The sequence below is a fragment of the Streptomyces sp. NPDC001508 genome, assembly GCF_040298665.1.
Taxonomy (GTDB): Bacteria; Actinomycetota; Actinomycetes; order Streptomycetales; family Streptomycetaceae; genus Streptomyces.
The window spans coordinates 1-12,862 of sequence record NZ_JBEPAP010000043.1; the positions used below are offsets into that span (position 1 = coordinate 1).

Annotated in this window: 10 protein-coding genes, 1 tRNA gene and 1 pseudogene; 10 read left to right on the plus strand and 2 right to left on the minus strand. The window is 71.9% G+C overall.

What is annotated here, in order from left to right:
- The 10 genes and pseudogenes from ABT245_RS30610 to ABT245_RS30655 all read left to right on the plus strand — a co-directional run.
- Nucleotides 1-652, plus strand: a 652-nt coding sequence (locus ABT245_RS30610) for a UbiA prenyltransferase family protein (protein ID WP_502982230.1), incomplete at its 5' end; no start/stop codon positions are given.
- A 296-nt stretch (nucleotides 653-948) separates the two neighbouring features.
- Nucleotides 949-1,905: a sugar phosphate isomerase/epimerase family protein gene (locus tag ABT245_RS30615; RefSeq protein WP_351739662.1), complete on the plus strand. Its 957-nt coding sequence runs from the start codon at nucleotides 949-951 to the stop codon at nucleotides 1,903-1,905.
- Nucleotides 1,902-2,594, plus strand: coding sequence for an EboA domain-containing protein (locus ABT245_RS30620; protein WP_351739665.1), 693 nt, complete (start codon nucleotides 1,902-1,904; stop codon nucleotides 2,592-2,594). The genes ABT245_RS30615 and ABT245_RS30620 overlap by 4 nt, the downstream gene beginning before the upstream one ends.
- Nucleotides 2,594-3,442: a TatD family hydrolase gene (locus ABT245_RS30625; protein ID WP_351739668.1), complete on the plus strand. Its 849-nt coding sequence runs from the start codon at nucleotides 2,594-2,596 to the stop codon at nucleotides 3,440-3,442. The genes ABT245_RS30620 and ABT245_RS30625 overlap by 1 nt, the downstream gene beginning before the upstream one ends.
- Nucleotides 3,443-3,445: 3 nt before the next feature.
- Nucleotides 3,446-4,615, plus strand: coding sequence for a metabolite traffic protein EboE (gene eboE, locus ABT245_RS30630; protein ID WP_351739670.1), 1,170 nt, complete (start codon nucleotides 3,446-3,448; stop codon nucleotides 4,613-4,615).
- On the plus strand, nucleotides 4,612-6,036 hold the full coding sequence (locus ABT245_RS30635) for an alkaline phosphatase family protein (RefSeq protein ID WP_351739673.1): 1,425 nt from the start codon (nucleotides 4,612-4,614) through the stop codon (nucleotides 6,034-6,036). The genes eboE and ABT245_RS30635 overlap by 4 nt, the downstream gene beginning before the upstream one ends.
- A complete protein-coding gene (locus ABT245_RS30640; protein WP_351739676.1) occupies nucleotides 6,033-7,196 on the plus strand; it encodes a sugar phosphate isomerase/epimerase family protein in 1,164 nt (387 codons plus the stop codon). Before ABT245_RS30635 ends, ABT245_RS30640 begins: the two co-directional genes overlap by 4 nt.
- Before the next feature lie 262 nt (nucleotides 7,197-7,458).
- Nucleotides 7,459-7,700: pseudogene (locus tag ABT245_RS30645) on the plus strand (succinate--CoA ligase subunit alpha); the annotation flags it as partial.
- A gap of 183 nt (nucleotides 7,701-7,883) precedes the next feature.
- Nucleotides 7,884-9,446, plus strand: a complete 1,563-nt coding sequence (locus ABT245_RS30650) for an aldehyde dehydrogenase family protein (RefSeq protein ID WP_351739678.1) — start codon at nucleotides 7,884-7,886, stop codon at nucleotides 9,444-9,446.
- Between the two features lie 295 nt (nucleotides 9,447-9,741).
- Nucleotides 9,742-9,829, plus strand: a tRNA-Leu gene (locus tag ABT245_RS30655).
- A gap of 2,034 nt (nucleotides 9,830-11,863) precedes the next feature.
- Here the strand turns inward: ABT245_RS30655 and ABT245_RS30660 are convergent.
- Nucleotides 11,864-12,241 (minus strand): hypothetical protein, encoded by a 378-nt coding sequence (locus ABT245_RS30660; RefSeq protein WP_351739681.1) that lies wholly within the window; start codon nucleotides 12,239-12,241, stop codon nucleotides 11,864-11,866.
- Between the two features lie 129 nt (nucleotides 12,242-12,370).
- A complete protein-coding gene (locus tag ABT245_RS30665) occupies nucleotides 12,371-12,808 on the minus strand; it encodes a UCP032817 domain-containing protein (protein ID WP_351739684.1) in 438 nt (145 codons plus the stop codon).
- Nucleotides 12,809-12,862 lie beyond the last annotated feature (54 nt).

Below are 12,862 nucleotides of genomic sequence, written 5' to 3' on the forward strand. Positions count from 1 at the left end.
GGGCCCCGCGGCGATGGCCGCGGCCCGCGGCCTCGACCTGCTGCTCGGCGCGACGGCCGGCCGGCCCGCCCCGGGCGCCGTCCGCGGCGCGCTGCCCTCCGCCGCGCTGCTCGGCTCCCACACCCTGGCGGTCACGGCGGTGTCCAGGCGCGAGACGACCGGCGGCTCGGCCCTCGCGCCGCTGGCCGCGCTGGCCACCACCGGCGCCCTGACGCTGGCGCTGACCCGGCCACGGCCCGGCCGGACCGCGTCCACGTCCGCTTCCTCGCCGGTCCCCGCCGACGCCGCGGCCCGCCGCAGCGAGCGGACACCCGGCTTTCTCCGCCACCCGGCGGGCCGGGGTGACGCAGCCGCCTCCGGCCCGCCGGGGACCTACCCGCCCAGGCCCCACCGCACCCCCGGTGGTGCCGAGGACACACTGCGCGCCGCCCTCGGCGCCGCCTACGCCGTCACGGCCGGCCGGCCCTACCTGCACGCCGTACTCAATCCGTCCCCGCAGCTCACCCAGCGGGCCGTCGGCGGCGCGATCCGCGCCACCGTCCCCCTCCAGGCCGCGCTCTGCGCCCGCGCGGGCGCGCCCGCGAGCGCACTGCTGACCGCGGCCCTCGCGCCGCTCGCCCGCCGTTTCGCGAAGAAGGTGAGCGTCACATGAGCCCACACCCTCCACCCACGAAACCCACACCGACGGCTGCCCCTTCGGCCCCGGCACCCGCGCAGGCTGCTGTCGCCCCGGCCATGGCGCCCGCGTCGGCTGCTCCCACCCCGGTCACGGCGCCTGTGCCGGTTGCTGCCACTTCGGTCACGGTGCCCGCGTCGGTTGCTCCTGCCCCGCCCCCGGCGCCCGCACCGGTACCCGACACCCCGGCCGCTGCCGTCCCGCCCCCGGCGCCCGCGCCAGCCGCTGCCGCCCCGCCCAAGACACCCGCCCCGGCCCCAGCCGCCCCGGTCATGCCATCCGTCCCCGGCGGCCAGCCGTTTCGTTTTGGTTATGGCACCAACGGCCTCACCGACCTGCGGCTCGACGACGCCCTAGGGCTGCTCGCCGACCTCGGCTACGACGGCGTCGGACTGACCCTCGACCACATGCACCTCGACCCGCTCGCCCCGGACCTCGGCGCCCGCACCCGCCGTGTCGCCCACCGGCTGGCCCGGCTCGGCCTGGACGTCACCGTGGAGACCGGCGCCCGCTACGTCCTCGACCCACGGCACAAGCACGGCCCCTCCCTGCTCGACCCCGACCCCGAGGCCCGCGCCCGCCGAGCGGGCCTGCTGCTGCGCGCGGTCCGGGTCGCCGCCGACCTCGGTGCGCACGCCGTGCACTGCTTCAGCGGGATCACCCCGGCCGGCACCGACGAGGACACCGCCTGGCAGCGGCTCGCCGACAGCCTCGCGCCGGTCCTGGACGCCGCCGCCACCGCGGGCGTCCCGCTCGCCGTCGAACCCGAACCCGGCCATCTGCTCGCCACCCTCGCCGACTTCCACCGGCTGCGCCGCACCCTCGGCGACCCCGCCCCGCTCGGCCTCACCCTCGACATCGGCCACTGCCAGTGCCTGGAACCGCTGCCGCCCGCCGACTGCGTACGCGCCGCCGCCCCCTGGCTGCGCCACGTCCAGATCGAGGACATGCGGCGCGGCGTCCACGAGCACCTGCCCTTCGGGGACGGCGAGATCGACTTCCCGCCCGTCCTCGCGGCCCTCGCCGCCACCGGCTACCGCGGTCTGACCGTCGTCGAACTGCCCCGGCACTCGCACGCCGGACCCCACCAGGCCGCCCTCGCCCTGCCGTTCCTGCGCGCCGCGGCCACCGCCACCGCCACCGCCGCCGGCTCCGCGTCACCGGGCGCCCCGTACCCCGTCCGGGCCCCAGGCGAGCCCCCCGCCACCCCCGAAGGGAGCACCGCATGACCCACCGGCACCCCGCCCCCGGCACCCCGGTGGCCGGCCCCGCCCACACCCCGCCGGACGACCTGCACACCAGGCTGCACGCACGGCTCGACGCCGCCGCCCGTGCCTGGCTGGACCACGCCCTCGCCGAGGCGGCCGCCCATCCCGGCGGCCACGGCCCCATCTCCGCCTGGGAGTTGCGCCTCGCGGAGGCCGGCCGGCGTTGCGGCCCCGTCCATGCCGATGCCGCCCGCGTCCTCGTGCTGTACGCGGCCCGCGCCGACACCGACGCCCTGACCCGTGTCTACCGGCAGGGCACCGCCGACGAACGCCGCGCGGTCCTGCACGCCCTGCCCCACCTCGTCGCGGACGCCGGCGCGCTCCCGCTCGTGGAGGACGCGCTGCGCACCAACGACACCCGGCTCCTGGCCGCCGCCGTGGGCCCCTACGCCGCCCGCCACCTGGCCGCCCACGCCTGGCGGCACGCCGTACTCAAGTGCCTGTTCACCGGCGTGCCCCTGGACGCGGTGGCCGACCTTCTCCGGCGTGCCCGCGGCGACACGGAACTCGCCCGCATGCTCGACGACTACGCAGCCGAGCGCACCGCCGCCGGCCGCCGCGTGCCCGACGACCTGCACCGGGTGCTGACCCTGACCGGGGCCGGGACACCGCCGCACACCACGGACGACCCCCACGGCAAGGAGTCCTGATGCGCATCTTCGACCCCCACATCCATCTGACCTCGCGGACCACCGACGACTACGAGGCCATGCACGCCGCGGGCGTCCGCGCCGTCGTGGAGCCCGCCTTCTGGCTCGGCCAGCCCCGCACCTCTCCCGCCTCCTTCCTCGACTACTTCGACTCGCTCCTCGGCTGGGAACCCTTCCGCGCCGCCCAGTACGGCATCGCCCACCACTGCACGCTCGCCCTCAACCCCAAGGAGGCGAACGACCCGCGGTGCGCGCCCGTCCTGGACGAACTGCCCCGGTACCTCGTCAAGGACCGGGTGGTGGCCGTCGGCGAGATCGGCTACGACTCGATGACCCCGGCCGAGGACACCGCGCTGGCCGCCCAGTTGCAGCTCGCCGCCGACCACGCGCTGCCCGCGCTCGTGCACACCCCGCACCGCGACAAGCTGTCCGGGCTGCGCCGCACCCTCGACGTGGTCCGCGAGTCCGCACTGCCCCTCGACCGCGTCCTGGTCGACCACCTCAACGAGACCACCGTCGAGGAGGCCAAGGACAGCGGCTGCTGGCTCGGCTTCTCCGTCTACCCGGACACCAAGATGGACGAGGCGCGGATGGTCGCGATCCTGCGCGCGTACGGGCCCGACCGGGTGCTGGTGAACTCCGCCGCCGACTGGGGCAGAAGCGACCCGCTCAAGACCCGCAAGGTGGCCGACCTGATGCTCGCCGACGGCTTCACCGAGGACGACGTCGACCGGGTCCTGTGGCGCAACCCGGTCGCCTTCTACGGGCTCAGCGGCCGGCTCGCCCTGGACGTCCCGCAGACCGGCGCCACCCACGAGGGCAGCGGCATCCTGCGCGGCGGTGAGTGAGCGATGCGCTTCAGGCACCCCGACGGCACCACCGTCCACCTCGCCTACTGCACCAATGTGCACCCCGCCGAGACCCTTGACGGCGTCCTTGCCCAACTCCGCGACCACTGCGCACCCGTACGCCGCAGGCTGGGCCGGGACCGGCTCGGCATCGGCCTGTGGCTCGCCAAGGACGCGGCCCACGCCCTCGTCACCGATCCGGCCGCCCTGCGCACCCTGCGCTCCGAACTGGAACGGCGCGGCCTGGAGGTCGTCACCCTCAACGGCTTCCCCTACCAGGGCTTCGGCGCCGAGGAGGTCAAGTACCGCGTCTACCAGCCGGACTGGGCCGACCCCGAACGCCTGGAGCACACCACGTCGCTGGCCCGGGTGCTCGCCGGGCTGCTCCCCGACGACGTCACCGAAGGCAGCGTGTCCACCCTGCCGCTGGCCTGGCGCACCCGCTGGGACGACGCACGCGCCCAGGCCGCCCGCACCGCGCTGCGCACCCTGGCCGAACGCCTCGACGCCCTGCGGGAGTTGACCGGCCGCTCCATTCGCGTCGGACTGGAGCCGGAACCCGGCTGCATCGTCGAGACCACCGCCGACGCCATCGGCCCGCTCACCGCGCTCGCCCACGACCGCATCGGCATCTGCGTCGACACCTGTCACCTCGCCACCTCCTTCGAGGACCCGGACACCGCCCTGGACGCGCTCGCCCGGGCCGGCGTCCGCATCGTCAAGTCCCAGCTGTCCGCCGCCCTGCACGCCGCCGAGCCGCGCCGCCCCGAGGTCCGTAAGGCCCTTGCCGCCTTCGCCGAACCCCGCTTCCTGCACCAGACCCGCACCGTCACCGACACCGGGCTGCGCGGCACCGACGATCTCGCCGAGGCGGTGCACGGCGACGCGCTGCCCGACACCGCGCCCTGGCGGTCCCACTTCCACGTCCCGCTGCACGCGGCACCCGCCGCACCCCTGACCGCCACACTCCCCGTGCTGCGCACCGCCCTGACCCGGCTCGTCGGCGGCCCGCAGCCGCTCACCCGCCACCTGGAGGTCGAGACCTACACCTGGCAGGCACTCCCGCCGGACCTGCGGCCCCGCGACCGGAGCCGGCTCGTCGACGGCATCGCCGCCGAACTCACCCTGGCCCGCGACCTGCTGACCGACCTCGGCCTGAAGGAGCTGCCATGAGCGCCGCGCTCGCCGCAGGAGGACCCACCCCGCTGCTCGTCCTCGACGTCGTCGGCCTCACCCCCCGGCTCCTCGACCACATGCCGCACCTCAAGCGGCTCGGCCGGACCGGCTCCCGGGCCGCGCTCGGCACCGTCCTGCCCGCCGTCACCTGCGCCGCCCAGTCGACGTTCCTGACCGGCGGCATGCCCTCCGAACACGGCATCGTCGGCAACGGCTGGTACTTCCGCGAACTCGGCGAGGTCCTGCTGTGGCGCCAGCACAATGGCCTGGTCGCCGGGGAGAAACTGTGGGACGCCGCCCGCCGCGTCCACGCCGGCTACACGGTCGCCAACATCTGCTGGTGGTACGCCATGGGCGCCGACACCGACATCACCGTCACCCCGCGGCCCGTCTACTACGCCGACGGACGCAAGGAACCCGACTGCTACACCCGGCCCCCCGCGCTGCACGACGAACTCACCGAGAAGTTCGGCACGTTCCCCCTCTTCCACTTCTGGGGCCCGGGCGCCGACCTGGTCTCCAGCCAGTGGATCATCGACGCGACCCGGCACGTCCTGCGCACCCGCAACCCCGACCTGACGCTCTGCTACCTCCCGCACCTCGACTACGACCTGCAGCGCCACGGCCCCGACGACCCGCGCTCCCACCGGGCCGCCGCCGACCTGGACGCCGCCGTCGCCCCGCTGCTGGACGACGCCCGCGCCGAGGGCCGTACCGTCGTGGCCCTCTCCGAGTACGGCATCACCCGCGCCGACCGCCCCGTGCACATCAACCGGGCGCTGCGCCGGGCCGGCCTGCTGGAGGTGCACACCCAGGACGGAATGGAATACCTCGACCCGATGGCCTCCCGCGCCTTCGCGGTCGCCGACCACCAGATCGCCCATGTGTATGTGCGCCGCCCCGAGGACCTGGACGCCACCCGGGCCGCGCTCGACGGTCTTGACGGCATCGACCAACTCCTCGACGAGCAGGGCAAGAAGGCCCACCACCTGGACCATCCGCGCTCCGGCGAGCTGGTCGCCGTGGCGGAGCCGGACGCCTGGTTCACGTACTACTACTGGCTCGACGACGACCGCGCCCCCGACTTCGCCCAGCTCGTCGAGATCCACCGCAAACCCGGATACGACCCGGTCGAGCTGTTCATGGACCCGCTCGACCCCTACGTCAAGGTCAAGGCCGCCACCGCGCTCGCCCGTAAGAAGCTCGGCATGCGCTACCGCATGGCGGTGGTGCCCCTCGACGCCTCACCCATCCGCGGCAGCCACGGCCGCCTGCCCGCGAGCGACGACGACGGTCCGCTCCTGCTGTGCTCCACCCCCCGCGCCGTCGGCGACCGTATCGCGGCCACCGACGTGAAGTCCCTGCTGCTCGCCCTGGCGGGCCTATCGGACCACCAGTCCAGAGAGAGGCACCCGTGAACGACATCGACACCACCGTCACCGGCACCGACGAACCCCTGCGCCGTGCCCTCGGCATCGGCCGACGCGGCTTCCTGAGCACCTGCACCGCCGTCGCGGCGGGCGCGATCGCCGCCCCCGTGTTCGGCGCGGCACCCGTCCAGGCCGCGCCGGCCGCCCCCGCGTCCGGGAAGGGCGGCAGAGGGCAGCTGCTCGTTCCCGCCGACAAGCGGGGCATCATCCTGTACACCGTCCGCGACGCGACCGGCCGCGACCCGCTCTCCACCAGCCTGCCCTCCGGGTTCCGGGCCGTGTTCCAGCAGCTCGCCCGGTTCGGCTACCGGCAGGTCGAGTTCGCCGGATACGGCCAGCACGCCAACGCGCCCGGCGGGGCGAACCTGGAGAGCGTCCAGGGCGCCCGGCTGCTGCGCCGCTGGCTGGACGAGTTCGGGCTGCGGGCCCAGGGCAACCACGGCTTCATCCCGGCCTCCTGGCCGCTGACCACCGCCGACCTGGACACCTTCAAGAAGCACCTGGAGATCGCGAACATCCTCGGCATGGACCACATGGGCACCGGCGGCGACCCCACCGGCAGCTCCTACAGGGCCGACTGGGATGTGGCCGCCGACAAGTGGAACGCCCTCGGCGCGATCGCCCGCCGCGCCGGGATCAAGCTGTACACGCACAACCACGACGCCGCGTACGGCTTTCTGCTCGACCGCGGTCCGCTGGACGCCCAGGGTCACCCGACGCGCAGCTCCGGCATCCGCAAGCTGGAGTACTTCCTGTCCGTCACCGACCCCAAGCTGGTGTGGCTGGAGATGGACATCTACTGGGCGCACGTGGCCCAGTACAAGTTCCGCAGCTACACCGCTCCCGACGGCTCCACCCGGGAGCAGGTCTTCGACCCGGCGGGCCTGGTCGCCTGCCACAACAAGCGCTACCCGCTCTTCCACGCGAAGGACGGCGTCGTCAACGACACCAACGGGCAGGGCTATGACATGGTCCCGTTCGGCACCGGCGTCATCGACTACACGACGTTCTTCTCGCGCGTCGGCCGGCGCGATTACCACAACCCGATGGTCGAGCAGGACAACGCGCCCAGCGCCACCGACCCGGCCCAGTCCCTGACCCATGCCCGCACCGGCTACCGGAACCTGGCGTCCCTGCGCCGCAGGTAACCCCGCCACCCAAACCCGAGCGGGCCCTCTCCCCGGTCCGGGGAGGGCCCGCTCGTCGTGTTCGGTGGTGCGTAGGGGGCCGGCCCAGCGGACAGAACGCGCCGCCGCCGAAACCGGAGAGGAACGCGAAGAACACCGGAGAGGAACGCGAAGAACAGGGACAGCCCTCCGCTCTGGACATCACCGGCCCGGATCACACCGAACTGGGCGAGCCCCAGCACGACGATCACGAACACCCAGGTCGCCTTGCGGCCCCACCGGCGCCGCCGCGTACATCCGGGCACACCTCACCCAACCCGTCGTCGGCCACGTCGCCGGGTTCACCGCCCCCGAGGGCCGCACCTTGGGCCACGCGGGCGCGATCGTCTCCGGCTCCTTTGGCACGCCCGCGCCAAGCAGGAGACCCTTCAGGCGGCCGGCGTCCGGGTCGGCGGCGCGCCCACCGAGACGGCCCGGCTGGTACTGGACACACTGGACATACGTGGCGACGCCGCGCGCGGCTGAGCCGCGCCAAGCGTCCCGCCCCGACCGACGCACCCGGTACGACCCCGCGCCCCAGCCCGCGCCCCGTGTCGCCCGCGTCCGCGCCGCCGAGCGCGGTGCCGCGGGCCCGGGCGCGGCGCACGGGCACGGGGGCGGCCCCTGTCCCACCCCGCCCGATCGTGCACCGAGAGCGGAGCCGACCCCATGGCCACCAGCCTCACCACCGACCACCCCACCCTCACCCTCAAGTCCGGCACATCCTGGAACGACGCCTGGCGGCGCTGCCTCGCCATCGCCCCCGAGGCCTTCCGGGACGACGGTGTCCGCAACCTCTGGGGCGCCGCCTGGCAGCCGGACGGCCACGCGCTGCCCGCCACCACCCCGGTCGACGGCAGCCCCATCGCGGGCGCCCCACGCCTGGACCGGACCACCGCCCGGCAGGCCGTACGCGCCTCGCTCGACCAGCACCGCGCCTGGCGGCACGTCCCCCTCGACAAGCGCCGGGCCCGGGTCGCCGCGACCCTGGACGCGCTCACCGAGCACCGCGAACTGCTCGCCCTGCTGCTCGTCTGGGAGATCGGCAAGCCCTGGCGGCTCGCCCAGGCCGACGTCGACCGGGCCATCGACGGCGTGCGCTGGTACGTGGACGGCATCGAACCGATGCTCGCCGGCCGGGCCCCGCTGGACGGACCCGTGTCCAACATCGCCAGCTGGAACTACCCGATGAGCGTCCTCGTGCACGCCCTGCTGGTCCAGGCGCTCGCCGGCAACGCGGTCATCGCCAAGACCCCGACCGACGGCGGTGTCGCCTGCCTCACCCTGGCCGCCGCGCTCGCCGCCCGCGAGGGCATCCCCGTCACCCTGGTCAGCGGCAGCGGCGGCGAACTGTCCGAGGCACTGGTGCGGGCACCCGAGATCGGCTGTGTCTCCTTCGTCGGCGGCCGTGACACCGGCGCCGCCGTCGCCACGGCCGTCGCCGACCTCGGGAAACGGCACGTACTGGAACAGGAGGGCCTGAACACCTGGGGCATCTGGAACTACTCCGACTGGGACGCGCTCAGCGTCGTCGTCCCCAAACTCTTCGACTACGGCAAGCAGCGCTGCACCGCCTACCCCCGCTTCGTCGTCCAGCGCTCCCTGTTCGACGAGTTCCTGGCCGCGTACCTCCCCGCGGTCCGCACCGTCAGGGTCGGCCACCCGCTCGCGGTCGAGCACCCCGAAGACGCCTGCCCCGAACTGGACTTCGGCCCGCTGATCAACGCGGCCAAGGCCAAGGAACTGCAGGACCAGATCACCGAGGCCATCGACCGCGGCGCCGTACCCCTGCACCGCGGCAGGGCCGGCGACGCCCGCTTCCTGCCCGGCCAGGACACATCCGCCTACGTCCAGCCGGTTACCCTCCTGGGGCCGCCGCCCTCGTCCCCGCTGTTCCACGCGGAGCCCTTCGGGCCGGTCGACACCATCGTCCTGGTCGACACGGAGGCGGAGCTACTGGCGGCCATGAACGCGTCGAACGGCGCGCTGGTGGCCACGCTGGCCACCGATGACCGGGCCGCCTACGACCGGCTGGCCCCGCAGATCCGCGCGTTCAAGACCGGGCACGGCAAGCCGCGCTCCCGCGGCGACCGCGACGAGCTGTTCGGCGGCTTCGGCGCGTCCTGGCGGGGCGCCTTCGTCGGCGGGGAACTACTGGTCCGCGCGGTCACCCGGGGCCCGGCGGCCGAGCGCCTACCCGGAAACTTCCCGGACTACCAGCTCATGCCGTAACCCCAGGGCCCCCGCGACCCGGCGCCCTCGGGACCCCGCGTGGCCCGCGCCCGCGACCCGGCGACCCCGGCGACCCCGGGACCCCGGGACCCCGCGACCCCATGTCCGGGCCCTGCACGAACCCGTGTGTGCGTGCCCGCCCGGACACCGTCCGTGACGAGCCGGGCGGCGTGCCGCCGACCGTGCCGCCGACCCCGCGCAGGTCACGGAAACGCAGGTGAAAGCCACTGCGAAACCTTGGTATTGTTGTGCGTGTTGCCACGGGGCACACCCCCGGCAAGTCGACAGGCACCAAGTCCGGGTGGCGGAATGGCAGACGCGCTAGCTTGAGGTGCTAGTGCCCTTTATCGGGCGTGGGGGTTCAAGTCCCCCCTCGGACACCAGCACCAGCACCAGCTGAGACCCCTGTTCGTCAGGGGTTTTCTGCTTTTCCGGGCTGTGGCGTGACCAACAGCCTGGAGAGATCCCAGGTCAGACCAGGGATGACAGGCCAAGTCGGCCCGCACCGGAGGCGGCGAGCTTCCGCGCTCCGTCCTTTCGGGAGTGGCCGTACCGGGCCATGGTGCAGCCCGGCGAGTGGTGCCGGACGTTCGCGGAGACCTCTACGGGGTTCTCTCCGGCCTCCAGGTCGTTCGTGACCTTTGCTGTGCCTCCAGTCGTGAATCCGGAAGTCGTCGGGCAGGTGGAGGCGGTTGCGCAGGGTGCGCCACCGGGCCGAGACCTTCTCAGGGTCCTGCGGGCCGCCAGCCTCGCCCCGGTACAGCTTGAAGCCGTCACGGGCGAACACAAGGTCATGATCGACCCAGGCGGAGCCGAGACGCGCACGCTCGGCGTCCTGCCTCTCCGACTGCCACTTCAGGACGTTCATCACGGACTGATCCACGTAGATCACCGCGTTGTCGTCACCATCCTTGGTCAGCTTCCGCAGCCGGTAGGAGTTGCCCTCTTCGACCACGACCCAACCCAGTTCGATGGCTCCCTCTTCCCAGTGGACGAGAGACCACTTCATCCTCAATCCCACTCGGGGAGCACCCACTCCTGAGCGCGTACCAAGACGTCCATCAGGAGTGCGTGCGAACCCTCCGGCGCATCGAATCAGTATGCTCCGAGATAGCCGACCCCGAGCGGAGAAAGTGGTTTAGACGCTGTTTCCCTGATTTGCACGCCCCGCGAGATCGGGATCAGGTCCACTTCATTCAGTGACGTCATGGACGCCTTATTTGGTGCGAAGCGACCCGTATTTTGATTGTCAAGCGTGGTCAAGAAAAGGCACCCCCGGTTGGGTCCTTTCTGAATAAATTTACTGATAGGGGTACGGAAGAATAGTTCTCGAGCGGGGAGGCCGCCAGAGCAACGCTCCGGCTACTCGCTGATCGCTCGTGATGGGTCCGAGGTTGAGGCCACGTCATCGCTGACGCTTGGTAAGGACACGTGGCATCTGTGCTTGGAACATGACGTCACATTCGGTCGCTGCCTCTGTGATGCGTTGGGTGCTCCGTCTGAGAATGAGGTCACCCCGACTGCACCTGAGTCCGTGCCGGTTGAGCCTGTCTCCGAGCCGGAGCCGGAGCCGGAGCCGGAGCCGGAAACGGCGCCTGTGGTGGAGTCCGACCCAGAGCCTGTCTCGTCCGTGATGATCGCAGGTGAAGTTCCCGGTCAGGTGAGGTTCCCGGTTACGACTGGACGGATGCTCGTGAAGCCGTTCGTCGCATGGGCTTTGAGGTAGTGGGGCGGGCCGACGAGAGCACGGTCCAGCTCATCCTGGCCGACCCGCCACCGTTTTCTCAATCCGCGGTGACAGTTCCGGTGACTCTGCGCCGCAGCCGGCCAGCACGGACAGCAACAGGAACCGGGACACTTCCCATCACGCAGAGACGCAGCCGGCCAGCGCGGAGCGTGAGGAGAACCGTGCAACGGTCGTCCGTCTGGGCGCTTACCGTCCGGACCCGAAGCGTGCCCCGGAACGTGCGCCGGAACCGAAGCGGTCGGTTCGCCCGCCGGTTTCCGTGACCGAGCGGCCCGAACCCCTCGAAGAGAACCCGTTCCGCGCACTGCTCTAGCAAACAAAGCCCGCAGCCGGTACCACTTCCGGCTGCTGTGTCCTGGCTTCTGGCAGGCGTCACAATGCAGAAACCCCCCGCATCCGAACCGCGGGGGGTTTCTGGCCTCCGGGACACGGCGGCGTCCCATTGGCAGTCATGGAGCCTAATTCATCCTTCAGAGGCTGATATCCAGAGGGCGGCTCAGCGGGGCTTGTGCCGGGTACTTTGCGGCCCGGTCGGACCGCCCGGCGGATCAGGCCCCGGCGTTGTCGCCGGAAGGTCTACCCTCATAGGTGAGTTCCCTTCATCTGATGGTGGTGGGGAGCCAGGCGCCTCGGCCACTTGACCTTTGCGAGAGCGAGAGTGGTCGGGGCGTCATCCCGCGTACTGCGGGTAGTAGGTGAACTTCGGGATGATCTGCTCGGCGGTGAGGTCCGGCACTGTGAGGTTGCCAGTAACCAATACGTCTTGGTTGCACCAGGAGTCGCCAAGCTCCACGAGCCAACCACCAGGCTCCATCTCCCAATCGGCGTCGGGGAGCTTCACGACGACGTCACTGCCGCAGATGAACGCACGGGACGCCTGCGAGACGATCCACTGGGCCTTCCTGGTCTCCGAGGCTCCGTCGTTGTGGCAGCGCTCGGCCATCTGCCAGAGCTTCCGCCAATTGACGGCCGGAGTGAGCGGACCGATGTAGGCGACCTGTTGGTCATCCACAAGAGTGCTCGCGTAGCCGAAGACGGGCCCGAACATGGAAAAGACGGTTACCCGTCCCCGGCCCTTGGTTGCTTCGGCAGTTGCCATGAAAACTTCCTTTTTTACTTAGAGTCCTGGATTGTGAGGGGGCCGGACTCTAGCGGCTGCCACTGACAGCGGCCTGCATCAGCAGCACGGGCCGTCGCCGCAGCACGTCGGCTCGTTGCAGTCGGCCTTGGTGCCCCACAGGGACTCGTCCACCGCGTAGCCGTGGGCGCGGATCTTGGACACGACGTCGACCATCGTGGCCTTGTCCCGGTAGCGGCTCTTCGGGGCGTGGTGCATGAACCGGCCGTACCGCTCCGTGCAGAAGGCGGCGTACTCCTCCGTGTGGAGCATGAACGTGTGCCAGCCGGGATCGACGACCTGAGAGGGCGACATGCCCTCACCGGTCTGGCCCATGACGTCGATGAACGCCAGGGCCTCGTTCATGATGCGCTCCGCCATCGAGCGCTCGTGCCCGTACTCCTCGGCGCAGAAGTCCACCAGGCGCTCGAACTGCTCGGGCGACACCAGGTCTTTGCCCTGAAGCAGGGAGACGGGCCTTTCGGGTGCCACAGTCATTCGGAAGTCCTCTCTTCCTCTGATCTGATGTGCACTTGCTGACCCACCCCAGGC